Origin of the sequence: Lentzea albidocapillata subsp. violacea (assembly GCF_900100275.1) — a bacterium.
Lineage (GTDB): Bacteria > Actinomycetota > Actinomycetes > Mycobacteriales > Pseudonocardiaceae > Lentzea > Lentzea violacea.
In genome coordinates, this window is the sequence record NZ_FNET01000003.1 from 123,421 (window position 1) to 140,418 (window position 16,998).

The 16,998-nt window shown below is 67.7% G+C and carries 20 protein-coding genes; 13 read left to right on the forward strand and 7 right to left on the reverse strand.

Features of this window, described 5'->3' with window-relative positions:
* Nucleotides 1-11 precede the first annotated feature (11 nt).
* The 4 genes from BLR21_RS08455 to BLR21_RS08470 are packed head-to-tail and all read left to right on the forward strand — an operon-like array spanning nucleotide 12 to nucleotide 1,714.
* Nucleotides 12-323, forward strand: a complete 312-nt coding sequence (locus BLR21_RS08455; RefSeq protein ID WP_143027656.1) for an SH3 domain-containing protein — start codon at nucleotides 12-14, stop codon at nucleotides 321-323.
* A gap of 22 nt (nucleotides 324-345) precedes the next feature.
* Nucleotides 346-552: a hypothetical protein gene (locus tag BLR21_RS08460; RefSeq protein WP_143027657.1), complete on the forward strand. Its 207-nt coding sequence runs from the start codon at nucleotides 346-348 to the stop codon at nucleotides 550-552.
* An 11-nt stretch (nucleotides 553-563) separates the two neighbouring features.
* The gene (locus tag BLR21_RS08465; RefSeq protein ID WP_090005269.1) at nucleotides 564-1,358 is read left to right on the forward strand and encodes an exodeoxyribonuclease III; all 795 of its coding nucleotides are present in this window, start codon (nucleotides 564-566) and stop codon (nucleotides 1,356-1,358) included.
* A gap of 47 nt (nucleotides 1,359-1,405) precedes the next feature.
* On the forward strand, nucleotides 1,406-1,714 hold the full coding sequence (locus BLR21_RS08470) for a nucleotidyltransferase family protein (protein WP_090005601.1): 309 nt from the start codon (nucleotides 1,406-1,408) through the stop codon (nucleotides 1,712-1,714).
* Nucleotides 1,715-1,927: 213 nt separating this feature from the next.
* Here BLR21_RS08470 and BLR21_RS08475 read toward each other — a convergent pair whose 3' ends face one another.
* A complete protein-coding gene (locus tag BLR21_RS08475; RefSeq protein ID WP_090005270.1) occupies nucleotides 1,928-2,422 on the reverse strand; it encodes a hypothetical protein in 495 nt (164 codons plus the stop codon).
* Between the two features lie 178 nt (nucleotides 2,423-2,600).
* On the opposite strand from BLR21_RS08475, the gene BLR21_RS08480 reads away from it, so the two are divergent.
* The 5 genes from BLR21_RS08480 (at nucleotide 2,601) to yhjD (ending at nucleotide 9,224) form a co-directional block, all read left to right on the forward strand.
* Nucleotides 2,601-4,259 carry a TIGR03767 family metallophosphoesterase gene (locus BLR21_RS08480; protein ID WP_090005271.1) on the forward strand — a complete coding sequence of 553 codons (1,659 nt, stop codon included), beginning with the start codon at nucleotides 2,601-2,603 and terminating at the stop codon, nucleotides 4,257-4,259.
* Nucleotides 4,260-4,322: 63 nt separating this feature from the next.
* The gene (locus tag BLR21_RS08485) at nucleotides 4,323-6,845 is read left to right on the forward strand and encodes a bifunctional FO biosynthesis protein CofGH (RefSeq protein ID WP_090005272.1); all 2,523 of its coding nucleotides are present in this window, start codon (nucleotides 4,323-4,325) and stop codon (nucleotides 6,843-6,845) included.
* Between the two features lie 123 nt (nucleotides 6,846-6,968).
* The gene (locus BLR21_RS08490; protein ID WP_143027658.1) at nucleotides 6,969-7,160 is read left to right on the forward strand and encodes a hypothetical protein; all 192 of its coding nucleotides are present in this window, start codon (nucleotides 6,969-6,971) and stop codon (nucleotides 7,158-7,160) included.
* 27 nt (nucleotides 7,161-7,187) lie between these two features.
* Nucleotides 7,188-8,213 (forward strand): tryptophan--tRNA ligase, encoded by a 1,026-nt coding sequence (gene trpS, locus BLR21_RS08495; RefSeq protein WP_090005273.1) that lies wholly within the window; start codon nucleotides 7,188-7,190, stop codon nucleotides 8,211-8,213.
* Nucleotides 8,214-8,237: 24 nt separating this feature from the next.
* On the forward strand, nucleotides 8,238-9,224 hold the full coding sequence (yhjD, locus tag BLR21_RS08500; protein WP_256334561.1) for an inner membrane protein YhjD: 987 nt from the start codon (nucleotides 8,238-8,240) through the stop codon (nucleotides 9,222-9,224).
* A 57-nt stretch (nucleotides 9,225-9,281) separates the two neighbouring features.
* Here the strand turns inward: yhjD and BLR21_RS08505 are convergent, their stop codons facing one another.
* Entirely contained in the window at nucleotides 9,282-10,538 is a 1,257-nt protein-coding gene (locus tag BLR21_RS08505) for a D-alanyl-D-alanine carboxypeptidase family protein (protein WP_090005274.1), read from the reverse strand.
* Between the two features lie 61 nt (nucleotides 10,539-10,599).
* On the opposite strand from BLR21_RS08505, the gene BLR21_RS08510 reads away from it, so the two are divergent.
* The gene (locus BLR21_RS08510; protein ID WP_030478462.1) at nucleotides 10,600-10,827 is read left to right on the forward strand and encodes an SCO4848 family membrane protein; all 228 of its coding nucleotides are present in this window, start codon (nucleotides 10,600-10,602) and stop codon (nucleotides 10,825-10,827) included.
* 8 nt (nucleotides 10,828-10,835) lie between these two features.
* The gene (locus tag BLR21_RS08515) at nucleotides 10,836-11,186 is read left to right on the forward strand and encodes a hypothetical protein (RefSeq protein WP_090005275.1); all 351 of its coding nucleotides are present in this window, start codon (nucleotides 10,836-10,838) and stop codon (nucleotides 11,184-11,186) included.
* Between the two features lie 322 nt (nucleotides 11,187-11,508).
* Here the strand turns inward: BLR21_RS08515 and BLR21_RS42365 are convergent, their stop codons facing one another.
* A complete protein-coding gene (locus BLR21_RS42365; protein ID WP_176929540.1) occupies nucleotides 11,509-11,733 on the reverse strand; it encodes a hypothetical protein in 225 nt (74 codons plus the stop codon).
* Here BLR21_RS42365 and BLR21_RS42370 point away from each other — a divergent pair.
* Nucleotides 11,714-11,872: an LPXTG cell wall anchor domain-containing protein gene (locus tag BLR21_RS42370; protein WP_090005278.1), complete on the forward strand. Its 159-nt coding sequence runs from the start codon at nucleotides 11,714-11,716 to the stop codon at nucleotides 11,870-11,872. The two genes, BLR21_RS42365 and BLR21_RS42370, sit on opposite strands and share 20 nt — an antisense overlap.
* Nucleotides 11,873-11,911: 39 nt before the next feature.
* Nucleotides 11,912-12,826: a hypothetical protein gene (locus tag BLR21_RS08535; protein ID WP_256334562.1), complete on the forward strand. Its 915-nt coding sequence runs from the start codon at nucleotides 11,912-11,914 to the stop codon at nucleotides 12,824-12,826.
* A 382-nt stretch (nucleotides 12,827-13,208) separates the two neighbouring features.
* Here BLR21_RS08535 and BLR21_RS08540 read toward each other — a convergent pair whose 3' ends face one another.
* The 4 genes from BLR21_RS08540 to sdhC are packed head-to-tail and all read right to left on the reverse strand — an operon-like array spanning nucleotide 13,209 to nucleotide 16,600.
* Nucleotides 13,209-13,991 (reverse strand): succinate dehydrogenase iron-sulfur subunit, encoded by a 783-nt coding sequence (locus tag BLR21_RS08540; protein ID WP_090005279.1) that lies wholly within the window; start codon nucleotides 13,989-13,991, stop codon nucleotides 13,209-13,211.
* Nucleotides 13,991-15,745, reverse strand: coding sequence for a succinate dehydrogenase flavoprotein subunit (sdhA, locus tag BLR21_RS08545; protein ID WP_090005280.1), 1,755 nt, complete (start codon nucleotides 15,743-15,745; stop codon nucleotides 13,991-13,993). The genes BLR21_RS08540 and sdhA overlap by 1 nt, the downstream gene beginning before the upstream one ends.
* A 22-nt stretch (nucleotides 15,746-15,767) precedes the next feature.
* Nucleotides 15,768-16,175 carry a succinate dehydrogenase hydrophobic membrane anchor subunit gene (locus BLR21_RS08550; RefSeq protein ID WP_176929541.1) on the reverse strand — a complete coding sequence of 136 codons (408 nt, stop codon included), beginning with the start codon at nucleotides 16,173-16,175 and terminating at the stop codon, nucleotides 15,768-15,770.
* A gap of 2 nt (nucleotides 16,176-16,177) precedes the next feature.
* Nucleotides 16,178-16,600, reverse strand: a complete 423-nt coding sequence (gene sdhC, locus BLR21_RS08555; RefSeq protein ID WP_090005281.1) for a succinate dehydrogenase, cytochrome b556 subunit — start codon at nucleotides 16,598-16,600, stop codon at nucleotides 16,178-16,180.
* Between the last annotated feature and the right edge of the window lie 398 nt (nucleotides 16,601-16,998).

Consider the following 16,998-nt stretch of genomic DNA (forward strand, 5'->3'; position numbering starts at 1 on the left):
GAGGCAGCGTCATGTTCGGTGTACCGGTTCGGGGAATGATCGTCATCGGGGTGCTCGGGGTCGCGGGCGTGCTGTACGCCGTGAACGGCGGCAAGCAGATGGGCAGCGACAAGGGCGCGGAGATCTGCAAGGTCACGGTGACCGCGGACATCCTCAACGTCCGCTCGGGACCCGGTGACATGCAGCCGATCGTCTCGACCATGCCGCGCGACGCGGTGACCGACGCCCAGGCGCGCGTCGAGAACGGCTACCGGATGCTCAGCGACCGCCGCTGGGTGAGTCAGTCGTTCGTCGCGCTGACCAGCGATTCGACCTGCAAGTAAACTCGCGTGCATGCTGCGGAACATGTTTCGTTGGGGTAGAGCCAAGAGCGTCACGCAGTGCTCCTGCGAGCCGGAGTGGCAGGGCCTCTACACCGAGGTCTACGGCGAACGTCAGCTGGCACTGCCCCGTGACGAGATGGCCACCCTCGTCGGCTACCTCGACCTGACCGCACACTGCGCCGGCTGCGGCGCCGAGTACCCGAAGCCCTGGGGTCTGGCCTCCCAGTAGGCTCCCTCGTCGTGCTCACGGTCTCCACGGTCAACGTCAACGGTCTGCGCGCCGCCGCGAAGAAGGGCTACCTCGAGTGGCTCGCTTCCTCTTCCGCGGACGTGGTGTGCCTGCAGGAAGTCCGCGCGGAGCCGTCCGAGTTGGCTCCGGACGTTCACTCACCTCTCGGCTGGCACGGCGTGTACGCCCCGTCGTCGCTGAAGGGCCGCGCAGGCGTTGGTTTGCTCTCGCGCGTTGAACCCACCTCGGTCCGTGTGGGCTTCGGTACCGCCGAGTTCGAGGCGAGCGGCCGCTACCTGGAGATCGAACTGCCCGGCGTCGTCGTGGCCTCGCTGTACCTGCCGTCCGGCGACGTGGGCACGGAGAGGCAGGACGAGAAGGACCGCTTCATGGCGGCCTTCCTGCCGTACCTGGTGTCGCTGCGAGAGAAAGCGGCCGTCTCGGGCCGTGAGGTGCTCGTGTGCGGTGACTGGAACATCGCGCACCAGCAGGCGGACCTGAAGAACTGGAAGACGAACCAGAAGGAGTCCGGCTTCCTGCCGTACGAGCGGGAGTGGATGACGTCCGTGTTCGCGTCGGGCTACAACGACGTGATGCGCGCGCTGCACCCTGACGCTGTTGGGCCGTACTCGTGGTGGTCGTATCGCGGCAAGGCCTTCGACAACGATTCTGGGTGGAGGATCGACTACCAGGTCGCGACGGATGGGCTGGCGGCTCGGGCCGCTTCGGCTGTGGTGGAGCGGGCGGCTACGTACGCGGAGCGTTGGTCGGACCACGCGCCCGTCACCGTCGTCTACTCGGACTGACCCAACGTCCGAGATCAGGCACAATCGTGCTTGAGGAGGTGACGAGGGTGCATGAGGTCGTAGCAGCGAGGCTGGCCGAGATCGAGGACCTGTGCCGAACGTTGGGTGTTCGGCGTCTCGACGTGTTCGGATCGGCGGTCAGTGGTTCGTTCAACGTGACGACCAGCGATGTGGACCTTCTCGTCGACTTCGAGGCCGGCGACGATTTTGATCACTTCGGCACCTACTTCGCTTTGAAGGAAGGACTGGAGCGGATCCTCGGCAGGCCTGTCGACCTCGTGGTCAACAGCAGTATCCGCAACCCTTACTTCCGTCAGCAGGTCATGGAAAGCAAGGAAACTCTGTATGCAGCGTGATCCCCGCACGTACTTGTGGGATGCCCTGCGCGCCACCGAGTTGCTGGCCGGCTCAATCCCGACCTGCCCGCATCGTGGCCTTCCGTAACATCCTGATCCACGGCTGTGCCAGCGCGGACGATGCATTGGTGTGACATGTGCTCGTGGAGAAGCGACCGCGGCTGGAGGAGCGGCTTCACCAGTTGCTCGCAGGGCTCAACTGTGCACGGTCGTCTACTCGGACTGACCGCGGCGCTTCCGGGTCGCCCAGAAGTGCTGGAGCCCGAGACCGATCCCGAGCAGCCCCGCCGGCCCAAAGATAATCGGCAGAGCGGAGGGATAACCGTTCTGCCCCTCGTTAGTGAAGACCTCGTCCGCGGTGCCGATGTCGAACGCGCGAACGCGATCTCCCTGCTTCAACCCGCGCCGCAGGCCGTTGCGGACGTGCACGCCCGAACGCGTGACTTTGCCGTCGTCGCTCGTGAACGTGCCGGTGCGGGTGTAGCAGCGGAAGCCAGTGCAGTCCGGTACGCCGACGACCACGTAGGTACCCGGAGTCCCGAGGTCGAAGGCGATCTTGACCGACTTCTGAAACAGCGGGATGCAGACGAACGCCAGCACGAGGCCGACCAAGATCGCGATGGCCGCGATCGCGTCGTTGCCGTCGGGCTCGTCCTGGGCCTTGTAGTTCTCGTCATCCGGGTTGGGCAGCGGCCCGTCTTTCTTCACGACACCTCCTGCGCTCGGCAACCTTCCTTCAACGCCTGCCCTCGCGTGTCCGTTGCAGTACTCCGACTGACCCAGCCCGAACAGCCTTTATCGCTCTTGTCACCCACCTGACGGCTCGATTCAACCCGCCCGCTCCCCGAACATGAACACGATTCACTATCGATGAATCGGGGGCGGCATGACAGGGTTCAACCGGCGTTCTTTCCTCCTGGCGATGGGCGTGGGCGCCGCAGGCGTGCCGCTCCTGGACCGCCAAGCGTTTGCGTCGACCGCGGGCACGACGCTCGACGTCACGGCCACGCCGATCGGCACCGGCGGTTACCGCAGGCTCACGGCAGGGCCGGGCTGGCCGACGGTCGTGCGCGGCGACCTCGTCCAGGCCAAGGCGAACCGGGAGGCCAGGCGCCGGGCGCTCACCAGCTTCGTGCAGTTCAGCGACATGCACATCTGCGACGCGCAGAGTCCGCTCCGGTTCGAGTACCTGCATCCGATCATGGGTTCCAGCACGCACCGGCCGCAGGAGGCGCTGACGACGCAGGGCTCGACGAGCCTCGTCCGCCGGGTCAACGCTCTCAAGAACGGTCCGCTGACCGGCCGGCCCCTGGATTTCCTCATGACGACCGGTGACAACACGGACAACCACGAGAACATCGAGCTGGACTGGTTCCTCACGATCCTCAACGGCGGTCGCATCACGCCGAACACCGGCGACTCGCGGTACGAGGGCGTGCAGAACGCCGGCATCAGCACGTTCTGGCAGCCGGACCTGAGCGGCGGCGACGACTACAAGGCCGCCGGGTTCCCGCAGCTCCGTGGTCTGCTCGACGCGGCGGTCCGTGAGTTCACCAGCCCCGGCCTGGACATCCCCTGGTACTCCACGATCGGCAACCACGACGACAGCGTGGTCGGCGCGCTGCCGGACGGACTGCTCGACAGCTGGTACACCGGCCGCAAGAAGATCGTCGGGTTCGGTGATCCCGTGCAGAACGCGAAGGTCGCGCGGGCGTTCAAGGACCCCAAAGCCATTCCGGAAGCGATGGCGATTCTCGCGAGTGGCGGCGTCGTCCGGACCGTGACGCCGGACAGTCGGCGCAGGCTGTTCAGCACCGGTGAGTACGTGCGCAAGCATCTGCTGACGGGCGGGCACGGTTACACGGAAGCCAACGCGGACGGCGTCGACGTCTTCTACACGTTCCGGATGGCGCCCGGTGTCACCGGCATCAGCATGGACACCACGAACCTCGCGGGGTTCTCCACGGGCTCCATCGGGCTGCATCAGCTCAACTGGATCGAGAAGACCCTCAAGCGCAACAGTTCGCTCTACTACGACTGGCTTGGCCTGCCGCAACGGCAGAACGTCACCGACGAGCTGTTCGTGCTCTTCAGCCACCACACGAGCACGACGATGGGCAACGTGCTGCCGGACAAGCGCCGCCCGTTGGACCCGCGCATGAACGGCGACGCGTTGCTCAACGTCCTGCACCGCTTCCCGAACGTGCTGGCGTGGGTCAACGGCCACACGCACCGCAACGTGATCACCCCGCACCGGCACGACACGCCGTCGCGGAGCTTCTGGGAGATCAACACCGCCGCGCACGTCGACTACCCTCAGCACGCCCGCGTGATCGAGGTCGCGGACAACGGTGACGGCACGTTGTCGCTGTTCACGACGTTGCTCGAAGCGGACGCGCCGTACCGGGTCGACTACGACGACCGGACCGACGCGGGGCTCGCCAGCCTGTGCCGGGAGTTCACCTACAACGACATCCATTCGCGGACGAACCCGCTGGGCACGCCGCTCGACCGGAACACGGAACTGCTCGTCAGCGTGCGCTGACAGTGGGATGTCCCACACCCGGTGCGCGGTGATCAGGAATTTTGGCGGCTTAAGGTCGTTTACGTGGCAGTGGACATCTCGCTATCCCCACCGCAGCCCCGTCCGAGTGCGGCGGCCATGCGGCGTGCGCTGCGCAGGGCCGCTGACGGTGCCGTGCTCGACGCGACGGAAGCCGCCGTGTTGCTGCATGCGCGCGAGGACGACCTGGACGCGTTGCTGACAGCGGCGGGCAAGGTGCGGGACGCGCACCTGCTCGCCGAGGGGCGTGCCGGGATCGTCACGTACAGCCGGTCGGTGTTCATCCCGCTGACGAGGCTGTGCCGGGACCGGTGCCATTACTGCACGTTCGCGACCGTGCCGCACAAACTGCCCGCCGCGTTCCTCGAACGTGACGAGGTGCTGGCGATCGCCCGCGCCGGCGCCGCGCAGGGGTGCAAGGAAGCCCTTTTCACGCTGGGCGACCGGCCGGAGGACCGCTGGCCCGCCGCGAAGGAGTGGCTGGAGGCGCGCGGTTACGAGTCCACTTTGGACTACGTGCGGGCCAGTGCCATCGCGGTGCTGGAGGAGACCGGGCTGCTGCCGCACCTCAACCCCGGCGTGCTGAGCTGGGAGGAATTGACGCGGCTGCGGCCCGTCGCGTCCAGCATGGGCATGATGCTGGAGACCACGGCCGAGCGGCTGTGGAGCGAGAAGGGCGGCCCGCACTACGGCAGCCCCGACAAGGATCCCGCCGTCCGGCTGCGCGTCCTCACCGACGCCGGCCGCGTGAACGTCCCGTTCACCACCGGGATCCTGATCGGCATCGGCGAGACCGTCGCCGAGCGCGCCGAGTCGTTGCTCGCGATGCGTCAGATCGCGAAGCAGTACGGGCACATCCAGGAAGTCATCATCCAGAACTTCCGCGCCAAGCCGGACACGGCGATGCGCGGCATGCCCGACGCCGACCTGACGGAGCTCGCCGCGACGATTGCCGTTGCGCGCCTTGTGATGCCGTCGACCGTGAGCGTGCAGGCCCCGCCGAACCTCGTCGGTGGCGAGTTCGATCTGATGCTGCGCGCCGGCGTCGACGACTGGGGCGGCGTCTCGCCGATCACGCCCGACCACGTGAACCCCGAGCAGCCGTGGCCGCAGGTCGACCAGCTCGCGGAGATCACCAAGGAAGCCGGCTTTTCCTTGCGGGAACGGCTGAACGTCTACCCGCGCTACGTCCGCGCGGCGGCGGGGCAGTGGATCGACACCCGGCTCACCGCGCACGTTTCCGCGCTGGCACTGGAGAACGGCCTCGCGAACCCGGACGCTCCCGTGGCCGGCCGCGAGTGGCAGGAACCGGACGGCGGGCTCGACACGTTCGGACGCGCGGACCTCCACACCGCGATCGACACCGAAGGCCGCACGAGCGACCGCCGCGGTGACTTCGACGAGGTCTACGGCGACTGGGCCGAGCTGAAGATTCCCGTTGCCCCGCAACGGCTTTCCGAAGACGTCCAACGTGGACTGAAGATCGCCGCGAACGACCCGGGGGCGTTGCTCGGCGACACCGACGCCGCGATGGCGTTGCTGACCGCGGACGGCGATGCGCTGGAGGAGATGACCCGCCTCGCCGACGACCTGCGGCGCGAGGTGGTCGGCGACGACGTCACGTACGTGGTCAACCGGAACATCAACTTCTCCAACGTCTGCTACGTCGGCTGCCGCTTCTGCGCCTTCGCCCAGCGCGAGCGCGACGCGGACGCGTTCCGGCTCTCAGCTGAGGAAGTCGCCGACCGCGCGCAGGAGGCTTGGGACGACGGCGCCACCGAGGTCTGCATGCAGGGCGGCATCGACCCCAAACTGCCGGTGACCTACTACGCCGACGTCGTGCGCGCGATCAAGAAGCGTCTGCCCGAGATGCACGTCCACGCGTTCAGTCCGATGGAGATCGTCTCCGCCGCGGCCAAGGCGGGCGTGAGCATCCGTGACTGGCTCACGGAGCTGAAGGAAGCCGGTCTCGACACGATCCCCGGCACCGCGGCGGAGATCCTCGACGACGACGTGCGGTGGGTGCTGACCAAGGGCAAGCTGCCGACCGCGACCTGGCTCGAAGTCGTCGGTACGGCCCATGAGCTGGGCATTCGTTCGTCGAGCACGATGATGTACGGCCACGTGGACCACCCCGGCCACTGGCTCACGCACTTCCGGGTGCTCGCGGACCTGCAGGACCGGACCGGCGGGCTCACCGAGTTCGTCGCGCTGCCGTTCGTGCACCGCAACGCCCCGATCTACCTGGCAGGAGTCGCCCGTCCCGGACCGTCCCGCCGCGACAACCGGGCCGTGCACGCGTTCGCACGGCTGGCGCTGCACGGACGCGTCGACAACATCCAGTGCTCCTGGGTGAAGCTCGGCGACGAGGGCACCGCGGAGATCCTCAACGGCGGCGCGAACGACATCGGCGGCACGTTGATGGAGGAGACCATCAGCCGCATGGCAGGCTCCGAACACGGGTCGGCGCGCACTGTGAGTGAGCTTGAAACCCTGGCTTCACTAGCAGGGCGTAACGCCCGTCAGCGGACTACGACATATGGGCGAGTGCGAACCGATCATTCGTGACCGATAGTCTGATTCGGCGCATAGACGCTACCGGCCATCGGTAGCTTGGCGGCCAATCAGTCAGCAAGGTTCACCCGTTCCGGGGTGAGTCTGTGCCTTGGGGAGGCTCGGCAAGTGCACGGCATGAGTCTGGTTCTGAGCGCGGCGGTCGAGAGCAGCATGACCGGTACCGCTGCTGGTCCTGTGGGTCTGATCGCGGTCACCGCGGGCGTGGGTGGTCTGGTGTACGGCCTGGTGAAGCGGCGCAAGCCGGCTCCCGTCGTGGCCGCCAACCAGCGCATCGACCTGGTCCAGCAGGACACCGCGCACAACTGATCCACCCGGTCTGGGAAGATTCCGTTCGTGTCCACGGAGAACGCGCCTGCAGAGCCCGTAAAGCGCCCCCGCGTCCTGTCCGGCATCCAGCCGACGGCCGGGTCGTTCCACCTCGGCAACTACCTGGGTGCGGTGCGGCAGTGGGTGGCGCTGCAGGAAGCGCACGACGCGTTCTACTGCGTCGTCGACCTGCACGCGATCACCGTGGAGCAGAACCCGAAGGAACTGCGCCAGAACACGCGCGTCTCGGCCGCGCAGCTGCTCGCGCTGGGCATCGACCCGGATCGGGCGACCCTGTTCGTGCAGTCGCACGTCCCGGAGCACGCCCAGCTCGGCTGGATCATGCAGTGCCTCACCGGCTTCGGCGAGGCGGCGCGGATGACGCAGTTCAAGGACAAGTCCGCGCGCCAGGAGCAGTCCGTCGGCGTGGGCCTGTTCACGTACCCGATCCTGCAGGCAGCGGACATCCTGCTGTACCAGGCGCACTACGTGCCGGTCGGTGAGGACCAGCGCCAGCACCTGGAGCTGACGCGCGACCTCGCGACGCGCTTCAACTCACGCCACGGCAAGACGTTCCGGCTGCCCGAGGCGTACATCGTCAAGGACACGGCCAAGATCTTCGACCTGCAGGACCCGACGGCGAAGATGAGCAAGTCGGTGCCAGGCGGCGTCGTCGAGCTGCTGGAAGACCCGAAGCGCTCGGCCAAGAAGATACGTTCCGCGGTGACCGACACGGGCCGCGAGATCGTCTTCGACGTCGAGAACAAGCCGGGCGTCTCGAACCTGCTGACGATCTACTCGGCCCTCACCGGCCGCACGGTCGAGTCGCTGGTCGTCGACTACGACGGCAAGGGCTACGGGGACCTGAAGAAGGACCTCGGCGAGGTCTTCACCGAGTGGGTCACGCCGGTGCAGGAACGTGTCCGGATGTACCTCGACGACGTGGCGTCGCTGGACAAGATCCTGGCCCGCGGCGCCGAGCGCGCCCGTGAGGTCGCCTCCACCACGTTGCGCCGTACGTACGACAAGATCGGCTTTGTGCTGCCCGAGTAGTGCACTTGCACTAGCGTTTCGCACGTGGACAAGTGGCGGCGGAAGTACGCGTGGCTCGACCACATCATGCTGGCCTACGAGCGCTTCACCGAGCGGTACGGCACGCACTACGCCGCCGCGGTGACGTACTTCAGCGTGCTGTCGCTCGTGCCGATCCTGATGATCGGGTTCGCGGTCGCCGGTTTTGTGCTGCAGTCGCAGCCGGACCTGCTGGCCGACCTGCGTGGCGCCATCGCCGAGGCGGTGCCGGACAAGCAGCTCAGCGAGCAGATCAACGAGGCAGTGAACACCGCCCTGGAGTCCAAGGGCACGGTCGGCATCATCGGTCTGCTCGGCGCCGCGTACTCCGGCCTCGGCTGGATGGGCAACCTGCGCGACGCCCTGACCGCGCAGTGGGGCCACGCCAAGGAGAATCTGCCGTTCTTGGGCACGCTGTGGCGCGACCTGCTGGCGTTGATCGGCCTGGGCCTCGCGATCGTGCTGTCGTTCGGCATCACGGCGCTCGGCACCGGCTTCGCGGAGCAGGTCCTGGACTGGCTGGGGCTGGAGAACGCCGGCTGGGCGCACGTCCTGCTGCGCATCGGCACGATCGTCCTGTCGCTGGTCGCGAACTGGATGGTGTTCCTGTGGGTGCTCGCGCGCCTGCCGCGCAAACCCGTGAGCTGGCGTTCGGCGCTGCGCGGGGCTTTCGCGGGCGCGATCGGCTTCGAGGTGCTGAAGCAGGCCGCCACGATCTTCCTGTCGTTCACGACGAAGTCGCCGACCTCGGCCGCGTTCGGGTCGGTGATCGGTGTGCTGGTGTTCGCGAACCTCGTGGCGCAGTTCATCCTGTTCATCACGGCCTGGACGGCCACGGCCAAGGAGAACCGCGAGCCGGAGGTCGTCCAGGCACCCCCGCCCGCGGTGATCTCTCCCGTGGTGGAGATGCGGTCCGGGCCCTCGCCGTCGTTGATGCTGGGCGCTGGAGCGGTGGTCGGCGCGGTGCTCGGCCTTCGGTGGCGCCGCAAGTAGCGCGCGGAACGCGAACGGCCCCAGCGCGCGTGCGCTGGGGCCGTCGTCTTTCGTGCCTCAGACGCCCTGTGCCGCCTGTCGGCGTGCCCGCGCGGCCTTGGCGCGCTTGCTGCGGATGAAGAGCAGGAGACCGGCCAGCAGGCCGATGCCCGCCACGGCCGTGATCGGGAGGCCGACGGTGCCGAACGCGGTGGGCGTGGGGCGGCCCGTGCGCGAGTCGACGGCGGCTGCGTCGTTTTGGGTGTCGGTGCTCTGCGTCGGAACGACGGCCTGCTTCGGCTGCGGGGCGCCGTCGACGAGCTTGCCCACACCGCCGGGGCCCATGGCGAAGCCGTAGTCGAGCAGCTTCGCGGCCTGGGCGTCGATGCGCGTGGGCGTCTGCTGGCCGCGCAGCAACGCCACGACGAGACGACGGCCATTGCGTTCCGCCGCGCCCACGTAGGTGTGCTGCGAGTCGTCGGTGAAGCCGGTCTTGCCGCCGAGCGCGCCCTGGTAGTTCTGGAGCAGGCGGTTGTCGTTCTGCAGCATGATCGTGCCGCCGTTGCGGCCGGGGAACTGCGCCCGCTGCAGCTTGATGGCCTGCGCGAACTCGTCGTACTTCATCGCGCCGCGGAAGATCAGGGCGACGTCGTAGGCCGAGGTGCTGGTGCCGGGACCGTCGAGGCCCGACGGGGTCACGGCGCGGGTGTCGAGAGCGCCGAGCTCCTTGGCCATGGCGTTCATCTTGCGCAGGGCGTTCGGCACGCCGCCGAGCTGACGGGCCAGCGTGTGCGCCACGTCGTTGCCCGAGGTGAGCAACAGGCCGTGCAGCAGCTGGCGGACCGTGTACTGGCCGCCGTCCTTCAGCCCGACGCAGGTGCATTCCTGCTGGGTGTCCTCGGCGCTGGCGGTGACGACGTGGTCGCCACGCAGTTCCTTGGCGACGACCATCGCGAGCAGCACCTTGATGATGCTGGCGGGGCGCTGACGGCCGTGCGGGTCGTACGCGGCGATGACGGCGCCGCTGTCCATGTCCGCGAGCAGCCACGAGGCCGCGGTGATGCCACTGGGCGGTTGCGCCGAGTTCGGCGGCAGGATCAGGCCGCACTCGCCGAGCCGGTCACCGCCGATGGGCTTCTCCGGCACATCGAGCGCGGTCGGGGCCTTCTGGCCCGGCGCCGGCTGCTCGGACGTGTCCACCGGTGGCGGCGGGGTCTCGCGGTTCGCACACTGTGCCGAGCCGGCGGCCTGTTGTGCGGTGCCGGTCGGTGCGGCGAACGCGGCTGTGGCCGTTGCCAGGACCAGGGCGACGATGAGCCGTTTTGGGAAGGGCACACGTTCAGGCTATCCACCCCCGTTTAGCGACTTGCACGCACCACGTCTGATACTGGTGAACGTGAAGCTCTCGCGCCCGATGTCACTCTTCCTGGTGGCTTTCGGAGTGTGGTCGTGGGTGATCTGGCCCACGTTCCTGAAGAACATCTGGAAGGACCCACGTTCGTTTAGCGACGGACCTACCGCCTTCTTCACGGTGCACCTGGTGCTCGTGATCGCCTCGCTCGTGTTCGGCACCGTCATCGGCGTGCTGGGCGTGCGGGGTTTCCTGGCCACTCGACGTCGATAGGAAAAGCTGTGGAGTTCGTACGCCTGCTGCTGGTGTTCCTGCACCTGCTCGGCATGGGCATGCTGGTCGCGATGATCATGTTGCAGGCCAGGGCCGGCAAGGACGCGCCGGTCAACAAGGGCTGGCTGCACGGTGCGGCCTTGCAGCTGCTCACCGGTGTCGCGCTGGTCGGCATCGACCCGCTGGTCGACGCGGTGAAGTACGACCACATCAAGATCGGCGTCAAGCTGCTGGTCGTCGTCGCCATCGCCGTCGTCGTGGCGATCAACGTCAACAAGCCCAAGGCCCCGTCCTGGCTGCTGCCGGCGGCCGCCTCGCTGGTCGTCCTGAACGTGGGGGTCGCGGTCTTCTGGACCTGATCGGGGGATGTCGCCCGCACTGGCGGGTGACGTAGGGGCGCTTTTCGCACCACGTGTTGTACCTGCGCGCAACCATCCGTGGCATGTCACGTATCGCCTATATCGGTGTGCTCACCGCCGGAGCAGTGTTGACGGTCGTCTCGCTGCACGGTGCCGCCCCGGAGGCTTCGGCCTCCGGGGATGGCCAGGTGTGCGCCGCTGCGTGGTGCCCGAAGGAACGTCCGGGATGGCGCGCGCCATCGCCGAGAGGTGAAGAGCCTCCGACGTCGACCACGACCACCCCGCCGACGACGACCACCACGCCGTGCACGACCACCACCCCCTACACGACCACTACCCCGTACACGACCACGACGACGACGCCACCGGTGACCACCACCACGACGTCGTCCTCTACGACAACGACCCCGCCGACGTCGACCTCGACCACGACGTCGACCACCACTTCGACGACGTCGTCCACGACGACGCCGCCGGTGACGACGACCACCACGTCGAAGATCACCACTCCGCCGACGACGCCACCGGTGACCACCACCTCGGTCACGCCCGTGGTCCACCAGGACAACCGCCTGGCCAACACCGGCGCCTCGACCACGTGGATGCTGCTGCTCGGCGTCCTGCTCCTGGTCGGCGGCACGGCTCTGCTGCTGCTCGACCGCGCCAGGCGACTGACCCGGCGCTGACCGCCGAAAACTGTCGGTGCTCCTCGTCACACTGATGACGTGCGAATCGAACACCTGCGCGAACGCAGCGATCTCGGCGTCATCAGTGCCGGCACCCTGAAGTCACTGGGTGTCGGCAACCCGTGGCGGAGGTGCGCCTCGGGCGGGCCGTGGCAGCGCATGTACCCAGGTGTGGTGCTGCTGCACAACGGCCCGCCCACCCCGGACCAGCAGCTGACCGCGGCCCTCCTGCGCGCGGGCCCGGCAGCCGTGGTCACCGGGGCGGAGGCCTGTCGTCGCCACGGCCTGCCCGCCCGCGCCCAGGAGATCCACATGCTGGTGCCAGGCACGGCACGAGGCAGCGGCACGCTGGTCCTGGAACGAGCCTCACCCGTACCCGCCTCGTCCGACGTGGGCGGCTTCCCGGTGGTGTCCGCGGCCAGAGCCGTGGTGGACGCCTGCCGTTTCATGCGCTCCGAGGACGAGGCCACCGCCCTCATCGCCGCCGCCATCCAACGAGGCCGCTGCACGCCCGCGGACCTCCAGGCGGAGGCCCGCACGAACCGCTTCGGCACAAAGCTCGTCCGAGCCGTCCTCAAGGACCTGGGCCGCGCGGAGTCGGTGGCGGAACGGGACGCCAGACGTCTGTCGCGCAAGATCCGTCTGACCACACCGCACTGGAACGCCACCATCGCCGGTCCCGACGGCGTCATCATCGGCAGACCCGATGCCTGGTACGACGCCGTGGGCCTGGCCTGGGAGATCGACTCCCGCGCGTTCCACTACGGCCCGCGCGACTACGAACGCACCCTCGCCCGCAACAGCCGTTACGCGGCAGCGGGAATCCTCGTGGTGCAGACGCTGCCCACGCGCCTGCGTGACCACCCGGACGCGGTGGCGCGCGAGCTCAAGGCGGCGCATCGGGCGGCCGCCGCGAGACCGCGTCCGCCGGTGCACGTCGTGGAGGTGACCTGAGCAACCAAGTACGAGTCCGGGTGTGGCGATGCGAAGCGAGCCGTGAGTACCTCACGGGCTGGGTAGCGGTGCACCCCGCTCACGGCGATTGGGGCTTTACCTTGAGTGGGCGGGATGCTCCCCTCACGGGCACGGCCGGGCGCTTTTCAGCCCGGCCCTTTCCCGCCCGCCAAGCATCCCGCCAGAGGCTCAAGGTCAAGCCCCAATCGCAACCCCGCACTTCGTCACGACCTGCGCGCCCACCCTCGCAAGGTGACGGAACGCCCGGAACGCGACCCACCTCGCTGAAACCCGACCCGCTCACGCCCAAGGGATCCCCGCGCCAAACGACCGAAGCGCCGCGCCCCCAGCGGGAACGCGGCGCCTCGAAAAAGCAGCAAACTCAGACGCGCTTGAACAGCAGCGCGCGCTTCACTTCCTGGATCGCCTTCGTCACCTGGATGCCACGCGGGCACGCGTCGGTGCAGTTGAAGGTGGTCCGGCACCGCCACACGCCGTCGATGTCGTTGAGGATGTCGAGCCGCTCCTCAGCGCCCTCGTCACGCGAGTCGAAGATGAACCGGTGCGCGTTCACGATCGCCGCCGGGCCGAAGTACGAGCCCTCGGTCCAGTAGACCGGGCAGGAGGTGGTGCAGCAGGCGCACAGGATGCACTTCGTCGTGTCGTCGAACCGTTCGCGGTCGGCGGCGGACTGGATGCGCTCGCGCGTCGGCTCGTTGCCGTAGGTCACGAGGTACGGCTTGACCGCGCGGAACGCCTCGAAGAAGGGCTCCATGTCGACGAGCAGGTCCTTGTGCACCGGCAGGCCCTTGATGGGCTCGATGGTGATCGTGGTGTGCTTGTCGCCCTTTTCCAGCAGGTCCTTCAGCAGCACCTTGCACGCCAGGCGGTTCACGCCGTTGATGCGCATGGCGTCCGAGCCGCAGATGCCGTGTGCGCAGGAACGCCGGAAGGTCAGCGTGCCGTCGACGTACCACTTGATGTGGTGCAGCAGGTTCAGCACGCGGTCCGACGGGAGCGCCGGGATGTCGAACGAGTCCCAGCGCGGCTCGTCGTCGATCTCCGGGTTGAACCGGCGGATCTTGACGGTGACCGTGACAGCGCCGTCCGGAACGGGCGGCAGGGAGCCGCGCGAGCCTGCAGTGGTTTCAGCGGTGGCGGTCATCAGTACTTGCGCTCCATCGGCTTGTACCGGGTAAAGGTCACGGGCTTGAAGTCCATGCGGATGTCCGCGGCCAGACCCTCGCCCTGCTTGTAGAACATGCTGTGGCGCATGAAGTTCGTGTCGTCGCGGTTCGGGTAGTCCTCGCGGGCGTGACCGCCGCGGGACTCCTTGCGCGCGAGTGCGCCGTGCACCAGCACCTCGGCCAGCTCCAGCAGGAAGCCGAGCTCGACGGCCTCCAGCAGGTCCGTGTTGAAGCGCTTGCCCTTGTCCTGGACGGAGATGTGGGCGTAACGCTCCTTGAGGGCCTGCACGTCGTGCAACGCCGTCTTCAGCGTGTCCTCGGTGCGGTACACGGACGCGTTGGCGTCCATGGTGGCCTGCAGCTCGGTGCGGATGTCCGCCACGCGCTCCTGGCCGTGCTCCGACAGCGCCAAGGCGACCTGGGCCTCGACGGACGCGGCCGGGTTCTCCGGCAGCTCGACGTGCTCATCGCGCGACAGCGCGTACTCCGCGGCGGCGATGCCGGCGCGGCGGCCGAAGACGTTGATGTCCAGCAGCGAGTTCGTGCCGAGGCGGTTCGCGCCGTGCACGGAGACGCAGGCGCACTCACCCGCAGCGTACAGGCCCGGAACGACGTTGTCGTTGTCCCGCAGCACTTCGCCGTGGATGTTCGTCGGGATGCCACCCATCGCGTAGTGCGCGGTCGGGTACACCGGGACGGGCTCGACGACCGGGTCGACGGCCAGGTACGTGCGCGCGAACTCGGTGATGTCCGGCAGCTTCGTCTCCAGGACCTCGGCGCCGAGGTGCGTGCAGTCGAGCAGCACGTAGTCCTTGTTCGGGCCGGCGCCACGGCCTTCCAGCACCTCGAGCGCCATCGAACGGGCCACGATGTCGCGCGGCGCCAGGTCCTTGATGGTCGGGGCGTAGCGCTCCATGAACCGCTCACCCGAGGCGTTGCGCAGGATCGCGCCCTCGCCTCGCGCGCCCTCGGTCAGCAGGATGCCGAGACCGGCTAGGCCGGTCGGGTGGAACTGGTAGAACTCCATGTCCTCCAGGGGCAGGCCCTTGCGGAAGACGATGCCCATGCCGTCGCCGGTCAGCGTGTGGGCGTTCGACGTGGTCTTGAAGACCTTGCCGAAACCACCCGTCGCGAACACGACGGACTTGGCCTGGAAGACGTGGATCTCGCCGGTCGCGAGCTCGTAGGCGACGGCACCGGTGCAGACCGGGCCGTTCTCCGTCTCGGTCAGGCAGATGTCGAGCACGTAGAACTCGTTGAAGAACTCGATGCCGTGCTTGACGCAGTTCTGGTAGAGCGTCTGCAGGATCATGTGGCCGGTGCGGTCCGCGGCGTAGCAGGCGCGGCGCACGGCGGCTTCACCGTGGTTGCGCGTGTGGCCGCCGAACCGGCGCTGGTCGATCTTGCCCTCGGGCGTCCGGTTGAACGGCAGGCCCATCTTCTCGAGGTCGAGAACGGCGTCGATCGCCTCCTTCGCCATGATCTCGGCGGCGTCCTGGTCGACCAGGTAGTCGCCGCCCTTGATCGTGTCGAAGGTGTGCCACTCCCAGTTGTCCTCCTCGACGTTGGCCAGGGCGGCGCACATGCCGCCCTGGGCCGCGCCGGTGTGCGAACGCGTGGGGTAGAGCTTGGTGAGCACCGCGGTGCGGGCGCGCTGGCCGGACTCGATCGCCGCGCGCATTCCGGCACCACCAGCGCCGATGATGACTACGTCGTACTTGTGGAACTGCATTGTGGTGGGCTCCCCGCGCGGGTCAGTTCGAGATGTTCGGGTCGAAGGTGAAGATCACGAACGTGCCGAGCGCGATGATCAGCACCATCGAGACGTAGAGCAGCATCTTCAACCAGAACCGGGTGGCGTCCTTGCGGGCGTAGTCGTTGATGATCGTCCGGACGCCGTTGCCGCCGTGGATCTGTGCGAGCCAGAGCATCGAGAGGTCCCAGAACTGCCAGAACGGCGATGCCCACCGGCCGGCCACGAAGCCGAAGTTGATGCGGTGAATGCCGCCGTCGAGGATGTTCATGATGAACAGGTGGCCCAGCACCAGGATCACGAGCAGCAGCCCGGACAGGCGCATGAACAGCCAGCTGTAGAGCTCGCCGTTGCCGCGGCGGGCCGCAGGGCGGCGCGGCGAACGGGGCTTGTCGAGTGCGAGCGACATGGTCAGTGGCCCCCAAGCAGCTCGGAGATCGTGCGCGCCAGCATGAAGTAGGTGCCGGGGATCATCACGACGACCCAGACGGCCAGCACGCTCCAGAGCATGACCCGCTGGTACTTGGCGCCCTTCTCCCAGAAGTCGACCAGCATGACCCGGATGCCGTTGAGCGCGTGGTAGAGAACCGCGCCGACGAGGCCGACCTCGAAGAGGTTGACGATCGGGTTCTTGTAGGTCTCGATCACCGCGTCGTACGCGTTGGGCGACACCCGCACGAGGGCGGTGTCGAGCACGTGGGTGAAGAGGAAGAAGAACGTGAGGACACCGGTGATCCGGTGGGCGACCCAGGACCACATGCCCAGATCACCGCGGTAGAGCGTCCCACCCCCTCGGGTGGTGCCCGACCGCTCGGGTGCGCCTGCGCTGGTCATGCGCCGCGACCTCCAACGTCAGTGGTGGTGGGTCGGCAACAGTTCTTCCCGACCATGACCGGAAAATCCTAGTCCCGCACGTTGGAACCAACCCAGCAGGCGCACCCGCTCTGTGATCGATGAGACACGCTGTCGATCGGCCAAGCGGTCTTGATCGATTCCGAAATGCGGTCCACGCCACAAAACGGTCACGAACGCAGGACGGCGGCCCGGACCTCCGCCTTGGTCCGGGCCGCCGTCGTCGGCAAGGGCACTTGCCATCTCCTGCACGAGCGCGGGCCCGCGACTGGTTCAACGGGAGGTGAAACTGGGCCGTTCGGACGAAGATCGAGCTGGGGAAACGGCCCGAAGAGGACGATTCACCACGCGCCGAACACGACTGATCACCACTGGTGCGG